The 17,529-nt window shown below is 53.2% G+C and carries 13 protein-coding genes; 4 read left to right on the forward strand and 9 right to left on the reverse strand.

Features of this window, described 5'->3' with window-relative positions:
- Positions 1–369: 369 nt before the first annotated feature.
- The 3 genes from C7434_RS13155 to folA all read left to right on the forward strand — a co-directional run bounded on the left by C7434_RS13155 (position 370) and on the right by folA (position 3,418).
- A complete protein-coding gene (locus tag C7434_RS13155) occupies positions 370–1,269 on the forward strand; it encodes a transcriptional regulator (RefSeq protein ID WP_110267858.1) in 900 nt (299 codons plus the stop codon).
- 295 nt (positions 1,270–1,564) lie between these two features.
- Entirely contained in the window at positions 1,565–2,704 is a 1,140-nt protein-coding gene (locus tag C7434_RS13160; RefSeq protein ID WP_033740230.1) for an autotransporter domain-containing protein, read from the forward strand.
- Positions 2,705–2,935: 231 nt separating this feature from the next.
- Positions 2,936–3,418, forward strand: a complete 483-nt coding sequence (folA, locus tag C7434_RS13165) for a type 3 dihydrofolate reductase (protein ID WP_006117643.1) — start codon at positions 2,936–2,938, stop codon at positions 3,416–3,418.
- A 54-nt stretch (positions 3,419–3,472) separates the two neighbouring features.
- Here the strand turns inward: folA and apaH are convergent, their stop codons facing one another.
- Genes apaH through lptD form a run of 6 tightly spaced genes read right to left on the reverse strand, consistent with a single transcriptional unit; the run spans position 3,473 to position 10,285 of the window.
- Positions 3,473–4,330: a bis(5'-nucleosyl)-tetraphosphatase (symmetrical) ApaH gene (apaH, locus tag C7434_RS13170; protein WP_033740231.1), complete on the reverse strand. Its 858-nt coding sequence runs from the start codon at positions 4,328–4,330 to the stop codon at positions 3,473–3,475.
- Positions 4,331–4,385: 55 nt separating this feature from the next.
- A complete protein-coding gene (gene apaG / locus C7434_RS13175) occupies positions 4,386–4,763 on the reverse strand; it encodes a Co2+/Mg2+ efflux protein ApaG (protein WP_006117645.1) in 378 nt (125 codons plus the stop codon).
- Between the two features lie 3 nt (positions 4,764–4,766).
- Positions 4,767–5,588: a 16S rRNA (adenine(1518)-N(6)/adenine(1519)-N(6))-dimethyltransferase RsmA gene (rsmA, locus tag C7434_RS13180; protein WP_033740232.1), complete on the reverse strand. Its 822-nt coding sequence runs from the start codon at positions 5,586–5,588 to the stop codon at positions 4,767–4,769.
- The gene (gene pdxA, locus C7434_RS13185) at positions 5,581–6,573 is read right to left on the reverse strand and encodes a 4-hydroxythreonine-4-phosphate dehydrogenase PdxA (protein WP_033740233.1); all 993 of its coding nucleotides are present in this window, start codon (positions 6,571–6,573) and stop codon (positions 5,581–5,583) included. The genes rsmA and pdxA overlap by 8 nt, the downstream gene beginning before the upstream one ends.
- Positions 6,563–7,858: a peptidylprolyl isomerase SurA gene (surA, locus tag C7434_RS13190; protein WP_033740234.1), complete on the reverse strand. Its 1,296-nt coding sequence runs from the start codon at positions 7,856–7,858 to the stop codon at positions 6,563–6,565. Before surA ends, pdxA begins: the two co-directional genes overlap by 11 nt.
- Positions 7,859–7,912: 54 nt before the next feature.
- Positions 7,913–10,285 (reverse strand): LPS assembly protein LptD, encoded by a 2,373-nt coding sequence (lptD, locus tag C7434_RS13195; RefSeq protein WP_166649057.1) that lies wholly within the window; start codon positions 10,283–10,285, stop codon positions 7,913–7,915.
- A 182-nt stretch (positions 10,286–10,467) separates the two neighbouring features.
- Here lptD and djlA point away from each other — a divergent pair, with 182 nt between their 5' ends.
- Positions 10,468–11,280, forward strand: coding sequence for a co-chaperone DjlA (gene djlA, locus C7434_RS13200; protein ID WP_006117650.1), 813 nt, complete (start codon positions 10,468–10,470; stop codon positions 11,278–11,280).
- A 53-nt stretch (positions 11,281–11,333) separates the two neighbouring features.
- On the opposite strand, the gene rluA is transcribed toward djlA, so the two are convergent.
- The 3 genes from rluA to polB form a co-directional block, all read right to left on the reverse strand.
- Entirely contained in the window at positions 11,334–11,987 is a 654-nt protein-coding gene (rluA, locus tag C7434_RS13205) for a bifunctional tRNA pseudouridine(32) synthase/23S rRNA pseudouridine(746) synthase RluA (protein WP_133745523.1), read from the reverse strand.
- A gap of 37 nt (positions 11,988–12,024) precedes the next feature.
- Positions 12,025–14,931, reverse strand: a complete 2,907-nt coding sequence (rapA, locus tag C7434_RS13210) for an RNA polymerase-associated protein RapA (RefSeq protein ID WP_133745524.1) — start codon at positions 14,929–14,931, stop codon at positions 12,025–12,027.
- A gap of 155 nt (positions 14,932–15,086) precedes the next feature.
- Positions 15,087–17,447 carry a DNA polymerase II gene (polB, locus tag C7434_RS13215; RefSeq protein ID WP_033740235.1) on the reverse strand — a complete coding sequence of 787 codons (2,361 nt, stop codon included), beginning with the start codon at positions 17,445–17,447 and terminating at the stop codon, positions 15,087–15,089.
- Between the last annotated feature and the right edge of the window lie 82 nt (positions 17,448–17,529).

The raw sequence follows: 17,529 nt of genomic DNA on the forward strand, positions 1-17,529 counted from the left end.
ATGAAAAGTTTATTCTATAAAAAATAAGAATGCTGTGTTGCCAATGGATCATCCGTTTAAAAAAGATTAATTATAAGTTAATTTGTTTTTCATATTTAATTGGTTTTATCTAGCTATTCATCAAATTGTTTATTTTTCTCGTTACTCTTGTTTTTAATATTGCTCGTCAGGTTTCGCCCTGTTATTTTAAACCATTGCCAAAAAATCAACGAAATCTAAACGGGAGGCCATTATTATATAAAGTCGCGAATAACAAACTGTTCTGTTGTTGTGCTTAACTTTACAATGCGGAATTGGTTAAGGCCATGCTGTTCCGGAGTGCCGACAGGTACTGTAAACCTTTTTCGCTAATATAAGTGCGTATTTACCATGTTGATCCCCAGGTTTTTCAGATGGGAGCAGTGCTCTTTTAACGACTATCAAAAAGCGTGTGATGATTTTGGGTACAACTGTGAGTCAGCGCCGGAATTTATCGCTTTCCGGATGCGCCATCAGCAGCCTTTCACGTTTTATGCCTATAAGGTGAAAGGGGCTATGGTAGGGAGCGTTTGCGTTGAAAAAGGCTGGCTCGCCAACGATGGTAAAAACCCTCAGCGTTCGCTTCCTGCGCTACTGACCCCATCAACATCCGTTTATATACCCTTTTGTCGCGACACCAAAACAAAGGTCCTTTTGCCCTTTCGTTGTAAGTCGTTGCATCATCTGCACGGTAATACGTTTCTTAATGCGTCTTATCGTTTGTTGAGCAAGAATAAAGCAGCATTGACGAAAAACCCTGCTGTCGACTTCTCACGAAAAACTGTCTCAACCCGCGAACGCGAATTAAGAAAATTCCTCGCTGATGGCGGGAGTTTGCTTAATGTAAATCATCTTGATGGTGAGCATATTTTTGAGGTTTTCGAAGCGTTATATCGCGCGAGACGGGAGCAGCCAATTGCTGAAAGAGACATCAATAAAGCCTTTTTCCGTGAGTTCCAGCACTGCTTCAAAGGGCATATGATGTTCCTGAACAATGAGCCAATCGGGCTGCAATTACTGGTCTCTGTAAATAGCCAGGTTGGCATGTTTGTGGACTTTATCAATATTGGCTACCGGATGGACAGCAATGCGGGCGCAGTGGGGACGATGCTGATGTGGAAGAATCTTACCTCTTTGCATCAGGAGGCGTCTGATAAACAGGTTCCTCTCTATTATTCCTATGGTTCGATGTCAGGAGAGTACAAAAACAGATGGTGCCATGCTGTGCCTAATGGACGCGTCATTATCTGAAGTCAGTGCGTTGTGAGAACGCGTCTTATCTTCAATAACAGTTACCAGGCGGGCCTGTTTCTCTTACCGTTTTTCAGGAAATGACTGAAGCAAAAAAGCCGTACGATGTCTGATACGATTCCGGCAAAAGAGAGAGGTGGGTAAACAATTTAAGAAATTTGATTTAATTATTATCAAATCATGCCTGATTCGCTTTTTCGCACGAATTTATAATACAAAGTACTACCAACTCATGCATGGCCAATGTAATATCCTGCCCGCTCATGAAGAGAGCGTAAACAGGATATTTATAACAATGAAAGCGCGTAATTTTGCACTGAGTGCAGTGGCTGCACTGTTGGCTCTGGTCACGTTTTCCAGCCAGGCTGAAATCACTCTTCTTAAACAAGACCCACAAGCAGGCGATCCCCTTAGCCGTCTCGATTTCAAATTTGGTGGCAGCATTCGCCCCCAGTTTAATCATCAAACCGGCGTCAACGATAAATCTTACAAGCGTAATGGTTTTGACGGCGGATCCCGTTTCCGTTTCAGCGCCGACTACTACCTGTTCGATGATATTAGCTGGACCAGCTACTATGAACTGGGCGTTAACATTCCGGCCGTGTTTAACTGGGATAATCACTACGCTGAAGGTGCGCACGAGACTACTCGCCGCCAGCTTTATACCGGCCTGAAAAGTAAAACCTGGGGCCAGTTAACCTTTGGTCAGCAGAACAGCGTTTATTACGATGTTGTGGGTGCCAAGACGGATATCTGGGATTACGACATGCTGGCCCAGGCGCCGGGCAACGGCATTAACGGTGATTACGATGGTTCCTACCGTTCTCGTAAACAGCTGAAATACAAAAACAGTTATGGGGCAGTCGATCTTTACGCCTCTTACCTGTTTAGCGATAACGAGTATCTGCCGGGCAACGGGCTGCGCTATAAGCGCCAGGGCGGTGGCTCGCTGGGTGTGAATTACAATATTACGCCTACCCTGGCATGGGGCACGGCCTGGAACTACACCCGCGCCAGCATGCGTAATCCTGCTACTGGCAACAGTAAAGATTACGACCAAAACATTTTTGGAACAGCATTGAGCTGGACGCCAGGTAACTGGACCCTGTCAGCAGGGGGTGGCTGGTACCAAAACTTCCTGACCACCAAACAGCGCAACGTGAATAACTATTTTGCGGATGATGCCTGGGGCATCGAATATTACGCCGGATATAAAATCCCGGTGGCGCAATATGGTGTCAAAGCCGTTCAGCCTTATGTCATGGGTGACCGTTTAGAATATGCGAATGGCCGTAACTACCAGCGCATCGACAATGGTCTGGGCGTAACGCTGTTCCTTGACTATGGTTTCCGTGTGGATTACGAACATGTCTTCACGTCCAGCACGGATAATCAGGGCGACATGAATCTGGTTCGCTTCCGCTACGATTTCTGATAATCCCAACGGCTCCGTCTGGAGCCGTTTTATTCTCTGTGTTTATCACGCACTCGCGTCATTATCTGGCGATTTAAGGGTTATAACCGCGATTTTTGCGGAGTAAAACCCTGTACAAACTCTGAAAGGCGGTGTCTATGCCGCTTTATTTAAGAAGCCCGTTCCTGCTATCGACGAAGGTTTAACCTTTACGTATCATGGCGCCTGTTTTTTTTCAGCGAGCTTTTTAACATGATTAGTCTTATCGCGGCATTAGCAGCAGATCGCATTATTGGAATGGAAAACGCCATGCCGTGGGACCTGCCTGCAGATCTGGCGTGGTTTAAGCGCAACACACTGAAAAAGCCCGTCATTATGGGCAGGCTGACTTTTGAATCGATCGGCCGGCCTTTACCGGGCCGGTTGAATATTGTGGTCAGCAGTAAACCCGGTCACGCAGAAGGCGTTACCTGGGTAACGTCGCTGGATGACGCAGTAAACGCTGCGGGCGAAGCTGAAGAGATCATGGTCATTGGCGGCGGCCGCATTTATGAACAGATGTTAGCCCGCGCTGACCGCCTTTATCTGACGCATATTGATGCTGAAGTAGAAGGGGATACCCAGTTCCCGGACTACGAACCGGATGAATGGCATTCTACCTTTAGCGAATTCCATGACGCTGACGAGCAGAATTCGCACAGCTACTGCTTCGAGATTCTCGAACGACGTCGTTAATGGGGGATCGAAAAACGCCTTGTTGTTGGGACAAGGCGTTTTTATGGCGGTGGATCAGCTGGCTGACTGTTGGGGTGACAGATCGTCTGGTACAGAAAGCTGGCGGTTGGAAGGCTGAACATAATAACGCTGCGTTTCCCAGTGCAGCAGGGTCAGATTCCCACCCCAGCAGCAACCGGTATCCAGACCGATAATGCCCTCTGGTGTCCCTTTGCCTTCCAGTGATGCCCAGTGCCCAAACACAATGGTGTGATCGCGGGCAACGGGCCCTTCAATCGTAAACCAGGGTTTAAGCGGTGGCGGCGCTGATTCAGGCGCATCCTTACAAATCATATCGAGCTGTCCGTTTGGGAAGCAAAAACGCATACGGGTCAGCGCGTTAGTAGAGAAACGTAGCCGCGCCAGGCCGGACAGGGATTCGCTCCAGTTATTCGGCATGTCGCCATACATGGCATCAAGGAACAGCGGATAGCTGTCACTGGCCAGGACGGCTTCGACTTCACGCGCGCAGCGTTGCGCCGTCTCCAGATCCCACTGCGGCGTAATGCCCGCATGGCCCATCACCAGCTTCTTTTCTTCATCAACCTGCAGCAGAGGCTGCCGACGTAGCCAGTTGATCAATTCATCTGCGTCTTCCGCTTCCAGCAGTGGCGTCAGGCGATCTTTAGGTTTATTGCGGCTGATGCCGGCATAAACGGCCAGCAAATGCAGATCGTGATTGCCCAGAACCAGGCGAACGCTGTCTCCCAGCGATTTGACGTAGCGTAGTACCTCCAGCGAGCCGGGCCCACGTGCGACCAGATCACCTGTCAGCCACAAGGTATCCTGACCAGGATCATAGTTCACCTGGTTTAGCAGAGCACGTAATTCATCATAACAACCGTGAACGTCGCCAATCAGGTAAGTATTCATTGTGAATTATCCAACAAAAAACAGTCGCCCGTTAGTCGGGCGAAAGGCATCAGGTTCAGTGAATATGGCTTTCAACAGCCAGGCGGAAAACGGGGATGTCGACGTGAAACGTATCGCCTTGCTCATCCACCATCACATAGTGGCCCTGCATCGTGCCCATAGGCGTTTCAAGCACCGCGCCACTGGTATATTGGTATTCACTACCGGACGCAATGTGTGGTTGTTCACCGATTACGCCTTCACCCTGAACTTCTGTTTCACGTCCATTGCCGTTGGTGATCAACCAGTAGCGCCCGAGCAGTTGCACAGAGGAGCGGCCTAAATTGCGGATCGTAACGGTATAAGCAAAAACATAACGCTCTTCTTCCGGTGAGGATTGCGAGGCGACATAAAGGCTTTGGACGTGGATCGATACGCGGGCCGGTTCACTCATAGGTTACTCCTGCGGTTTATCCAGATGGTCTGCCAACCAGTTTGCTAACTGACAATATTGCGCAACCGACACGTTTTCTGCACGCAGGCCCGTATCGATCGACAAGTCTTCCAGCGCACCCGCAGTCACCATATGGCTCAGGCTGTTACGCAGCGTTTTACGACGTTGGCCGAACGCTTCCGTGGTAATACGGCTTAAAATACGCACGTCTTTTACCGGATGCGGTGGCGTCATAAAAGGCACCAAACGTACTACCGCTGAATCCACCTTAGGAGGCGGCGTAAAAGCGTGTGGTGGCACTTCCAGCACTGGGATGACCTGGCAGTAATACTGCGCCATGACGCTCAGGCGACCATATGCTTTGCTGCCCGGACCGGCCACCAGGCGATTAACCACTTCTTTCTGCAGCATGAAGTGCATATCTTTAATCGAACCAGTATAGCTGAACAGATGAAACATCAGCGGGGTCGAAATGTTGTAGGGCAGATTACCAAAGACGCGTAGCGGCTGGCCTTTCTCTTTAGCCAGCGCGGCAAAATCAAAGGTCATGGCATCCTGCTGATAAATCGTCAGCTTAGGACCTAAAAACGGATGTGTCTGCAGGCGGGCTGCCAGATCGCGGTCAAGCTCCACAACCGTTAAGCTGTCGAGACGTTCGCCGACCGGTTCTGTCAGGGCACCGAGGCCCGGCCCAATCTCGACTAACGCTTCGTCGCGTTGCGGATGAATGGCGGAGACAATGCTGTCGATAATGTATTGATCGTTCAGGAAGTTCTGCCCGAAACGTTTACGGGCGTAGTGCCCCTGATGGACGCGATTATTCATTACTGCTCTTGATCATAGTGATGGCGAGATTAAGCGCCGTGATAAAGCTGCCCGCGTCAGCCTGACCCAGCCCGGCTAGTTCAAGCGCGGTGCCGTGATCGACTGAGGTACGGATAAACGGCAGGCCGAGGGTAATATTTACCGCGCGACCAAATCCCTGAAATTTGAGAACCGGTAAGCCCTGATCGTGATACATCGCTAGCACCGCATCGGCATGTTGCAGATATTTGGGCTGGAAAAGTGTGTCCGCGGGCAATGGGCCAGTCAGTTGAATACCCTGCTGGCGGAGTTCATTCAGGGCCGGGATAATCGTGTCTATCTCTTCCCGACCCATATGGCCGCCTTCACCCGCATGAGGATTCAGCCCACAAACAAAAATATGCGGCTGGGCGATCGCGAATTTCTCTTTGAGATCCTGATGCAGGATGGTGATCACTTCATGCAGGCAATCCCGGGTGACGGCGTCAGCGACCGCTTTTAACGGCAGGTGCGTAGTCGCAAGCGCGACGCGTAACTGCTCTGTTGCCAGCATCATGACCACGCGCTGCGCGCCTGCACGCTCGGCAAAGAATTCGGTATGGCCTGTAAACGGTATCCCAGCGTCATTGATCACGCCCTTATGCACAGGGCCGGTAATCAATGCAGCAAACTCACCGGACAAGCAGCCGTCGCAGGCGCGAGCCAGCGTTTCCAGTACATAGTGACCGTTGTCGACACAAAGCGTACCGGGTGTGACGGGCTGCGGGAGTTCAACGGGAAGGACGGTGAGTGTACCGGCCTGCTGGGGCACTGGAGGCTCGGCAGAATCGTAGAGACGCAGGGTCAGAGGCAAACCCAGCAATGCGGCGCGCTGCAGCAAGAGCTGGGGAGACGCACAAACGACCAGCTCAACAGGCCAGGCCTGTTGAGCCAGTTGCACAGCCAGATCGGGACCAATCCCGGCGGGTTCGCCGGGCGTAATCACCACACGACAATCACTGCGCATTGTTATCCAGAATTTTCACGTAAGCCCCTGCACGCTGCTCCTGCATCCAGGTCTGCGCTTCTTCCGCGAACTTGCGGTTGAACAGCATGCGGTAAGCACGCTCTTTCTGGGCTGCATCCGTTTTATCAACCTGACGCGTGTCCAGCAACTGAATCAAATGCCAGCCGAAAGAGGAATGAACGGGCTGGCTAATTTCCCCTTTTTTCAGGCGTAGCAGCGCATCGCGGAACGCCGGGTCAAAGACTTCAGGCGAGGTCCATCCCAGATCGCCGCCCTGGTTAGCCGAGCCCGGATCGTCAGAGAATTGTTTTGCGGCGGCCGCAAAAGTGGTTTTACCGCTGCGGATATCGGCGGCAATTTGTTCCAGCTTCGCGCGGGCCTGATCGTCAGTCATGATCGGTGACGGCTTCAGCAGAATATGGCGTGCGTGCACCTCGGTGACAGAGATGTTTTTGCTTTCGCCACGCAAATCGTTCACTTTCAGAATATGGAAGCCCACACCGGAACGAATCGGACCAACGATATCGCCTTTTTTTGCCGTGGCCAGAGCCTGAGCAAACAACGTCGGCAGCTCTTCAATTTTTGACCAGCCCATATTGCCGCCTTTCAGGGCCTGGGAGTCAGCGGAGTAGGTAACGGCCAGTTTGCCGAAATCAGCACCGCCCTTCAGTTCGCTCACCAGCTGTTTTGCCAGTTTTTCCTGATCGTCAACCTGCTGTTGTGTCGGGTTTTCAGGCAGCGGCAGAAGAATGGTGCTGATATTCATCTCAGTCCCTTGAGTATTCTGCGCACCCACCTGTTTTGCCAGCGTATCCACTTCCTGTGGCAGGATGGTGACGCGACGGCGGACTTCGTTATTACGGACTTCAGAGATCAGCATCTCTTTACGAATCTGCGACCGATACGTGTTGTAGTCCATACCGTCATAGGCCAGACGACTGCGCAGCTGATCGAGGGTCATGTGGTTTTGAGCGGCAATATTCTGAATGGCCTGATCCAACTGCTGATCGCTGATTTGCAAACCGGCTTTATCGCCTAACTGCAGAATGATCGCGTCCATAATCTCACGCTCAAGGATCTGATGGCGTAAGGTTTTATCGTCCGGTAACTGCTGGCCGGCCTGTTTCGCCTGAGATTTAACGGTGTTCATCATGCTGTCCACGTCACTCTCAAGGACCACGCCGTTATTAACCACAGCTGCAACTTTATCAACCACTTGTGGTGCTGCGAACACGGTGTTGGCAGTGATCGCCACACCAAGAATCAGCATTCTCCAGTTCTTCATACTTTATCCATTATTGGTTCCGCACTGCGGGATTGCCTGTCAAACATCACAACATCAGAATGCACGCTGGTAAGGGATGATCCCCTGACTCAGCATCTGGCCAGTGCCCAGGCCATAATTCGAGCTCAGGCCACGTAACTCAATGTTGAATGAGATTTGGTTGTCGTACTTACTGTCGTTGTTTTCCCAACCGTTGATTTTACGTTCATATCCCAGACGAATCGCGTAGCAACACGAGCTGTACTGCAGGCCAACCAGCTGTGATGCCGGGCGATTATTGCGCGTATCGTAGTAATACGCGCCAACCACCGACCAGGCATCATGAATTGGCCAACTTGCCGTGGTGCCAACCTGTGAAATCCCGTTTTTATAAATCGGGTTATTCACCAGTGAGCTGTCGTTAAGCGCAGAAGCAACATACTCCGGGCTGCTGTAACGGTAGCTCAACTGCACCATACGGTCAGCATCACGACGGTATTCCAGCACGGTATTGCCCTGCGCCACGTTATTCAGGCGGGTATCGTATTGCAGCCCGCCACGCACGCCCCAGCGTTCGCTGATCTTCCAGTACGTATCCCCGGCCCAAAGAAGACTGCCGGTATCGTCATCTTTATTGGTCTGGTTAACGCCTGTACGCGAAGGCGTGAACGAATAGATTTGACCCACAGAAACGTTAAAACGTTCAACCAGATCATTATCATAAATTCGTGTAGTCACACCGGTCGCGACCTGGTTCGCTGAGGCGATGCGATCCAGACCGCTGTAAGAGCGATCGCGGAACAGGCCGGTGTAGTCCGTTTGCAGCAGCGTGGAGTCGTAAGGATAGATGTCGCTCTGGTCCCGATACGGGATATACAGGTACTGAACCCTTGGCTCCAGCGTTTGGGTGTAACCCTGTGCCCAGTCCATATCACGATCAAATACCATGCGCCCATCGACTTTAAACTGCGGTAATGTGCGGTTGACGGAGTCTTTCAGGACACCGCTGGTAGTGCTGGTGGGGGCAAAGTTAGCGTTGTAGTAATCAACATCTTTTTGCTGATAGTGCGTGGCCAGAAATTTGGCTTCAGTATCCAGGCTGGCCCAGCTGTTTGATAACGGCAGATCGAGCGTAGGTTCAACATGTAAACGCGTGGTTTCGGGGAAACTGCTGTTCACGTTAGTAAACTTTACGGCCTGTGCATAGATGCGGGTGTCAAACGGGCCGACATCGTTCTGGTACCAGTTCAGGTCCAGTTGCGGAAAGGCACGATAGACATTGCTGTTACTGGTATTACCAAAAATCTGGAAATCTTTGGTCGACAGGGTTGCGTCCCAGTTAGTATCCGCATAACCGACGCTGAATTTCTGTGAGGCATAGCCGTCAGTCGAGCTGTAATAAGGCGACGTCAGATCGTTGAAGTAATACTGATCGCTGACCTTGGTATAGTCGGCGTTAAAGCGCCAGTGCTGGTCATATACACCGGCATGACGCCAGTAAAATAACCAGCGGTCTGAACTGTCGCTTTGGGCTATGCCGCGCGCTGCTTTTTCATTGTCGTACTGCTTATCCGACGCCAGGTAATCAAATTCGACCAGGCCTGCGCCCGCTTCTGTGAGGTAACGGAATTCGTTCTGCAATTGCAGACCACGTTTACTCATATAGTGCGGCGTAATGGTGGCATCGGCCTGAGGCGCGATGTTCCAGTAGTAAGGCAGAATAAACTCGAAACCATTATTGCTGCCGTATTTGGCATTAGGGATCAGGAAGCCTGAGCGGCGCCGATCGCCCAGCGGCAACTGCAGATACGGGCTGTAAAACACCGGAACCGGGCCAAGCTTAAAGCGCGCGTTCCAGATCTCTGCCACTTCTTCCTGGCGATCCTGAATGATTTCGGACCCCGCCACGCTCCAGCTGTTACTGCCGGGCAGACAGGACGTGAAGGTGCCGTTTTCCATGATGGTGTAACGGTTTTGTCCACGCAGCTTCATTTGATCGCCTGTACCCCGCCCCTGGCGGCCGACCATCTGATAATCACCGTCCCAGACGTTAGTATCTTTGGTGTTAAGATTCGACCAGGCTTTCGGACCTTTCAGGATGACCTGATTATCGTCGTAGTGCACATTACCTAGCGCATCGACGGTCCGGACGGGCGTCGTCTGACCTTCTGGCTGGCGTTGGTGAAGTTGCACCTCATCAGCCAGCATGCGGCTGTTGCCCTGGCTGACGTCTACATCACCTTTGAAAATGGCATCATCAGGATAGTTGCCTTTCACGGAATCCGAGTGAATAGTAACGGGCAACTGATTGGGATCGCCATTGACCAGAGGGCGATTATAACTCGGCACGCCTAACATACACTGCGACATTAAATCGTCGGCGAAGGCTTGCTGGCTAATGGCTGCGCCGATCAGGGTGGCCAGCAGAGTAGGTATACGTTTTTTCATACGCGGTATCGAGAATTCCATGAAAACTGGCATCATGCCGACAATCGGGTCAGAGACTAACGCACTGCCTGGCGTTGCGCCAGTGTTAATCCTTTTCTGTCCGCGCTGCCGTTAGGCGCTGAGATAAATGACAGGTATGATAATGCAATTTTCAGCCGTAAGCATGGCGAATTGAGGAGTTTATGCGCTACTGGGGAAAAGTTATAGGTCTGGTGCTGGGATTATTGTCTGGCGCGGGCTTTTGGGGAATTGTAATCGGCCTGATCATTGGGCATGGATTTGACAAGGTTCGCGGCGCACAAAGCAAGGCGTACTTTTCAAACACCCAGACCCGACAGTCACTGTTTTTCAGCACCACGTTTCAGGTGATGGGGCATTTAACCAAATCGAAAGGGCGCGTAACGGAAGCGGACATCCAGATTGCGTCTCTGTTTATGGACCGCATGCAGCTTCACGGTGAGGCGCGTACTGCCGCACAACGTGCTTTTCGTGAGGGCAAACAGGGCGAATATCCGTTGCGGACCAAACTGCGCGAATTACGCAGTGCCTGCTTTGGTCGTTTTGACCTGATTCGGATGTTTCTGGAAATTCAGATTCAGGCCGCGTTTGCCGACGGCACACTGCATCCCAACGAACGTCAGGTCCTGTACGTTATTGGTGAAGAGTTGGGCATTTCACACAGCCAGTTCGATCAGTTTCTGCGCATGATGGAAGGCGGCCAGCAGTTTGGCGGCGGCCGCAGTTATTCTCAAGGCGGTTTCCAGCAGGCACAACGCGGTCCTACGCTGGACGATGCCTGTAATGTACTGGGCGTGAAAAGCAGTGATGATGCCACTACCATCAAGCGAGCCTATCGCAAACTGATGAGTGAGCACCATCCCGATAAGCTGGTGGCAAAAGGGTTACCGCCAGAAATGATGGAAATGGCCAAACAGAAAGCGCAGGACATTCAGTCGGCTTACGATCTGATTCGCAAAGAAAAAGGCTTTAAGTAAGCGGCGTGCGCCCCGGTGATTCATCCGCGGGGCGCGAGTCATAAACGGGCCGGTCAGAAATCGGCGGGCTGCTTGAAGGTCATCGCACTGCCAAAAGCAGGATGCGTGATGGTCAGCGATTCGGCATGCAGCAGAAGCCGGCTTGCCATTGCCCTGGCTTCCGGGTGAGCATAAAACCCGTCCCCAAGTATCGGATGGCCCAGCGCCAGCATATGCACGCGCAACTGGTGCGAACGGCCGGTAATGGGCTTCAACGTGACGCGTGCGCTGTTATCGTCCCGATATTCCACCACCTGATACTCGGTTTGTGCCGACTTACCCGTATCAAAACACACTTTCTGTTTTGGCCGGTTTGGCCAGTCACAAATCAAGGGCAAATCCACCAGGCCTTTTTCCTCTGCCGGATGTCCCCAGACCTGAGCGACATAGGTTTTGGCGGGTTCGCGCTCGCGAAACTGACGTTTTAGTTCACGCTCAGCGGCTTTCGTCAGTGCGACGACAATCACGCCGCTGGTGGCCATATCCAGCCGATGCACCGATTCGGCTTCAGGATAATCCCGCTGGATCCGCGTCATCACGCTGTCTTTGTGCGCCTCAAGTCGACCCGGCACGGAAAGCAGGCCGCTGGGCTTATTCACCACCATGATGTGCGCATCCTGATAGAGAATGTGCAGCCAGGGCTCAAGCGGCGGATTATAGGGTTCCATACATTATTCCAAAAAAGAGGGCCTTGCGGCCCTGAACTTACTGATGCGTAACCACAATCAGACGCAGCGCATCCAGGCGCCAGGTGGCTTCATCCAGGCTTTCCAGCACCTGCTCACGATTGCTTTCCTGCGCGTCAACTTCATCGTCACGAATATTGGGGTTGACGGCTTTCAGGGCTTCCAGACGCGATAACTCGGCCCCCAGCTTTTCACTCGCTTCGCGCCGTGCCGTATCGATTATGGCACGTGCTTCACTGACGACTTCTTTTTCCGCCAGGGTAAGAATAGCGTGAACATCCTGCTGAACGGCGTTCACCAGCTTACTGCCTGTATGGCGGTTGACCGCATTCAACTGACGGTTGAAGCTCTCGAACTCCACTTTACCTGCCAGGTTAGTGCCCTTGCGATCTAACAGCAAACGCACAGGCGTTGGCGGCAGGAAACGGGTTAACTGCAGATGCTTAGGTGCCTGAGATTCCACCACGTAAATCAGTTCTACCAGCAGCGTGCCGACAGGCAATGCCTTATTCTTCAGCAGCGACAGCGCACAACTGCCCGTGTCGCCCGACAGGATCAGATCCAGGCCGTTACGGATCAGCGGATGTTCCCAGGTAATAAACTGGGTATCTTCACGCGACAGGGCCTGATCGCGGTTGAACGTGATGGTGCAGCCGTCTTCAGGTAAGCCCGGGAAATCCGGGACTAACATATGATCTGACGGCGTCAGCACAATCAGGTTATCGCTACGATCTTCCTGATTGATGCCCACGATATCAAACAGATTCAGGGCAAAGTTGACCAGCTCGGTGTCGTTATCCTGCTCGGCAATGGTATTCGCCAGCATCTGCGCGGCGTCGCCGCCGTTCGAGTTCAACTCCAGTAACCGATCCCGACCTTGTTCAAGCTGAGATTTCAGCGCGTCATGCTGTTTACGGCAGGCGTCGATAAAGTCATCAAAGCCTTCACTGTTTTCCGGCGCAGCCAGATAATTAATCAGTTCAGCGTGCACGCTGTCATAGAGGGTTCTGCCGGTCGGACAGGTGTGCTCAAAGGCATCCAGCCCTTCGTGATACCAGCGCAGCAGGACCGCCTGAGCAGTTTTTTCCAGCCATGGCACCAGAATCTGAATGTCATGCGCCTGACCGATACGATCCAGACGACCGATGCGTTGCTCCAGCAGGTCCGGGTTAAACGGCAGATCGAACATAACCAGGCGGCTGGCGAACTGGAAGTTACGGCCTTCAGAGCCGATTTCTGAACACAGCAGAACCTGTGCGCCGTTTTCTTCTGAGGCAAACCAGGCCGCAGCCCGATCGCGTTCAATAATCGACAGCCCTTCGTGGAACACGGCGGCACGGATACCTTCACGCTCGCGTAATACCTGCTCCAGTTGCAGAGCGGTTGCGGCCTGCGCGCAAATCACCAGCACCTTCTCTTTACGGTTGCTGGTCAGATAGCCCATAAGCCATTCTACACGTGGATCGAAGTTCCACCAGGTGCCGGTGTCGCCTTCAAACTCTTGATAAATCTGCTCCGGATAGAGCAGGTCGCGCGCGCGTTCTTCGGCGCTTTTACGCGCGCCCATGATGCTGGAAACTTTGATGGCCGTCTGGTACTGAGCCGGCAACGGCAGGCGAATGGTATGCAATTCCCGTTTCGGGAAGCCCTTCACGCCGTTACGGGTGTTACGGAACAACACGCGGCTGGTGCCGTGGCGATCCATCAGCATGGAAATGAGTTCCTGGCGCGCCTCTTGTTTGCCCTCGCGGTCACTGTTGGCGACCTGTAGCAGCGGTTCGATATCCTGCTCGCCAACCAGCTCATTGATCATATTCATCTCGTCTTGCGAGATGGGATTATCCGCCAGCAGGGAGGTGACCGCATCGGCAATCGGACGGAAATGCTGTTGCTCTTCGACGAAGGCGGCGAAGTCGTGGAAACGATCGGGATCGAGCAGGCGCAGGCGTGCGAAGTGGCTTTCCATGCCCAGTTGTTCTGGCGTGGCGGTCAGTAGCAGGACGCCTGGTGTGTTTTCGGCGAGCTTTTCAATGACCTGGTATTCACGACTTGGCTCACCTTCAGACCAGGCCAGGTGATGCGCTTCATCGACCACCAGGAGATCCCAGTCCGCGTCGGCCAGCTTATCAAGACGCAGCTTATTGCGACGAACAAAGTCCAGCGAACAGATAATCAGTTGTTCCGTATCGAAGGCATTGTCGCTGTCGTGCTGGGCTTCGGCGTAACGATCGTCATCGAACAGCGCAAAGCGCAGGTTGAAGCGGCGCAGCATTTCAACCAGCCACTGATGTTGCAGCGTTTCTGGTACCACAATCAGTACGCGCTCAGCGCGGCCAGCCAACAGCTGCTGCTGAATGATCATACCGGCTTCGATGGTTTTACCCAGACCCACTTCATCCGCCAGCAGAACGCGCGGTGCATGGCGACGGCCCACATCATGGGCGATATGCAACTGGTGGGGAATCAGGTTGGTACGCATCCCACGCAGGCCACTGACGGGCAGGCGGTACTGTTCACTTTGATATTTACGCGCACGAAAACGCAGGGCGAAGCGATCCATGCGATCGAGCTGGCCAGCGAACAGACGATCCTGGGGCTTGCTGAACACCAGTTTGCTGTCGAGCATGACTTCACGCAGCATCACGTTGGTTTCTTCAGTATCCAGGCGCGTACCGATATAGGTTATCAGGTCATTGTCATTACGGACTTCATCCACCCGCATTTGCCAGCCCTCATGGCTGGTCACGGTATCGCCCGGGTTAAAAATCACGCGGGTGACGGGCGAGTCGCTGCGAGCGTAGAGGCGATTTTCCCCTGTGGCCGGGAAGAGCAGCGTGATCATGCGAGTATCGATCGCCACCACGGTACCTAATCCCAGTTCACTTTCTGTATCACTAATCCAACGCTGACCTAATGTAAAAACCATATAATTTTTGCTCGAATTTTTAACGTTTTTGAAGGTGTTCCCCATTCTCAGGCAATAGCATGTCAACCAGGCAAAAGGGGCCTGGTGCGTATGTCAGAGCAGTGAGTTTTGAGGAAGGGCGTTATGGTACTGGATGGCAGGGCATTCGTCACCTGTCAAAAAAGCCCCAGTTGCCCGGTAATCAGTGTAGCAAAGTCACCCTCGACGAAAGGCAAAATGCCTTCGGCAACAGGTTGCAGCTGTTTCGTGACGTAGTGATCGTAGTCGAGCGGCGTGGTCCGGGCTTCAACGGGTTCGGGGCCGCCCGTCGCTATCACATAGCGAATGCGGCCTCCGGTCTGATATTGCAGCGGCCGACCCAGTTTACGGTTGTGTTCATCCGCCAGACGGGCGGCGCGCACGTGAGGCGGCACATTGCGTTCATACTCCTTCAGCGGACGACGCAGGCGTTTCTTATAAATGAGCTGATCGTCCAGTTCGCCCGCCAGCAGCTGTGTTACGGTTGTGCGGACGTACTCTTCCCAGGGCTGACGATGAAATATCCGGCTGTAGAGTTCCTGCTGAAACTGCTGCGCCAGTGGCGTCCAGTCGGTCCGGACGGACTCCAGCCCTTTAAACACCATACGTTCACTGTCGCCTTCACGAATTAATCCCGCGTAGCGTTTCTTACTGCCCTGTTCGGCACCGCGAATGGTTGGCATCAGGAAACGGCAAAAGTGATTTTCATATTCCAGTTCGAGTGCGCTTGTCAGGCCATATTGCTGCTGGAGATGTTCACGCCACCAGTCATTGACCTTCGCGGCCAGTGCGCGGCCTGTTGCTTCCGCCTCGGCTTCATCCCGGGCGGACTTGAGCCAGACAAAGGTAGAATCCGTATCGCCATAGATCACATCATAGCCTTCGGCTTCAATAAGCTCGCGGGTTTGCTGCATGATGGCATGACCGCGCAGCGTAATCGACGAGGCCAGGCGAGGATCAAAAAAGCGGCAGGCGCTGGTGCCCAGCACGCCATAAAACGCATTCATAATGATTTTCAGGGCCTGTGACAGGGGCTTATTGCCCTGTTTTTTCGCGGTTTCGCGTCCCTGCCAAATCTGTTCCACAATCGCGGGCAGGCAATGCGTTTCGCGTGAGAAGCGCGCCTCACGAAAGCCGGGCACCGAGTCCGCATCCGTTGGGTGCGCCAGCCCTTCGATGAGGCCGACGGGATCGATCAGAAAGGTGCGGATAATCGAGGGATAAAGACTTTTGTAATCCAGCACCAATACGGAATCATACAGGCCTGGCCGGGAATCCATCACATAGCCGCCGGGGCTGGCTTCCGGCGCAACATCGCCGAGATTGGGGGCGACAAAACCGACCCGATGCATGCGGGGAATATACAGATGGCTGAAGGCCGCCACAGAGCCGCCGTGGCGATCGACCGCCAGCCCGTTAACGGCGGCGCGCTCCAGCAAAAACGGCATGATCTCGGTTTTATGGAAGATGCGTGTGACCAGCTCGCAGTCCTTCAGGTTATAGCGTGCCAGCGCCGGTTTATCGTTGGCAAAACGCCAGTTGATCTCTTCCATGCGCTGCCACGGGTTATCGATAGCTTTGCCTTCGCCGAGCAGTTGTTGTGAAACCGACTCCAGACTAAAAGAGGGGAAATCCCAGAAGGCGGATTTCAGCGCATCAATACCGTCAATGATCAGCCGACCTGTCGCCTGGGCAAAAAACACGCCGGGTTTAAAACCGTGCTCACGCCATTCCAGTACAGCCTGCTGGCGGCCCAGGCGTAACGGAATGCCATAGCGGTCGGCATGTTTCTGCAGAACGCGCAGGTCAAACTGCACCACGTTCCAGCCGATCACCACATCGGGGTCGTGGTCGGCAAACCAGCGATTGAGCGCCTCCAGCAGTTGAGGGCGGGTTTCCAGGTAAATGAGTTCGAAATCCAGTGCGCTGGCATCGCCGTTAGGCGGTCCCAGCATGTAAACCTGACGCTGGCCGCAGCCTTCAAGGCCAATGCAGTAAAGCTCGCCATGCTGGGTGGTTTCGATATCCAGTGAGACCCATTTCAGCGGTGGGCGGTAGTCAGGATGCGGTTTGAGCCGGGCGTTAACCAGCGCATCGCCCTGCGCGTCACCATCGAACCACACGGGCGCGGTGATAAACCGTTCCATCAGATAGCGTTCAGGCGGACGAATATCGGATTCGTAAAGGGGAATGCCGTTTTCGCGCAGTTTCTTTTCAATCCACTGAAGCTGGCGATGCTGGCGGCAGTAAAGGCCAAATACCGGCCGGCGGCGAAAATCGGTTAACTGGAGAGGCTGCATGCGCACCTGGCGCTCGTCCTGTAGCAGCGTTTCGACCTGCGCCTGGTACTCGCAGGGAATAAACGTCACCGATTCCTGCACGGGCAGCACGACGCGCTGAGCACCGTCATCGGTGGCCAGCCAGAGCGTAATTTCGGTGCCTTGCGGCGTATCGCGCCAGTGACGGCTCAGCAGAAACCCTGCGCGGGGCTTATTCACGTATTCTCCAGGCTGATAGCGAATCGGACATGCGGTTAAAAAGTATAACATGGATATTTATACAGTGTCTCCCGGTGCGTTT

This window comes from Pantoea sp. PNA 14-12 (genome assembly GCF_004364735.1).
GTDB classification, from domain to species: Bacteria; Pseudomonadota; Gammaproteobacteria; order Enterobacterales; family Enterobacteriaceae; genus Pantoea; species Pantoea stewartii.

What these genes read in the sequence shown, in the direction of transcription:
- pdxA (WP_033740233.1), bottom strand. Translation starts at nt 6,573, where the DNA reads ATGCGCAGTGATTGTCGTGTGGTGATTACGCCCGGCGAACCCGCCGGG.
- rapA (WP_133745524.1), bottom strand. Translation starts at nt 14,931, where the DNA reads ATGGTTTTTACATTAGGTCAGCGTTGGATTAGTGATACAGAAAGTGAA.
- C7434_RS13155 (WP_110267858.1), top strand. Translation starts at nt 370, where the DNA reads ATGTTGATCCCCAGGTTTTTCAGATGGGAGCAGTGCTCTTTTAACGAC.
- djlA (WP_006117650.1), top strand. Translation starts at nt 10,468, where the DNA reads ATGCGCTACTGGGGAAAAGTTATAGGTCTGGTGCTGGGATTATTGTCT.
- apaG (WP_006117645.1), bottom strand. Translation starts at nt 4,763, where the DNA reads ATGAGTGAACCGGCCCGCGTATCGATCCACGTCCAAAGCCTTTATGTC.
- rluA (WP_133745523.1), bottom strand. Translation starts at nt 11,987, where the DNA reads ATGGAACCCTATAATCCGCCGCTTGAGCCCTGGCTGCACATTCTCTAT.
- C7434_RS13160 (WP_033740230.1), top strand. Translation starts at nt 1,565, where the DNA reads ATGAAAGCGCGTAATTTTGCACTGAGTGCAGTGGCTGCACTGTTGGCT.
- folA (WP_006117643.1), top strand. Translation starts at nt 2,936, where the DNA reads ATGATTAGTCTTATCGCGGCATTAGCAGCAGATCGCATTATTGGAATG.
- lptD (WP_166649057.1), bottom strand. Translation starts at nt 10,285, where the DNA reads ATGAAAAAACGTATACCTACTCTGCTGGCCACCCTGATCGGCGCAGCC.
- rsmA (WP_033740232.1), bottom strand. Translation starts at nt 5,588, where the DNA reads ATGAATAATCGCGTCCATCAGGGGCACTACGCCCGTAAACGTTTCGGG.
- apaH (WP_033740231.1), bottom strand. Translation starts at nt 4,330, where the DNA reads ATGAATACTTACCTGATTGGCGACGTTCACGGTTGTTATGATGAATTA.
- surA (WP_033740234.1), bottom strand. Translation starts at nt 7,858, where the DNA reads ATGAAGAACTGGAGAATGCTGATTCTTGGTGTGGCGATCACTGCCAAC.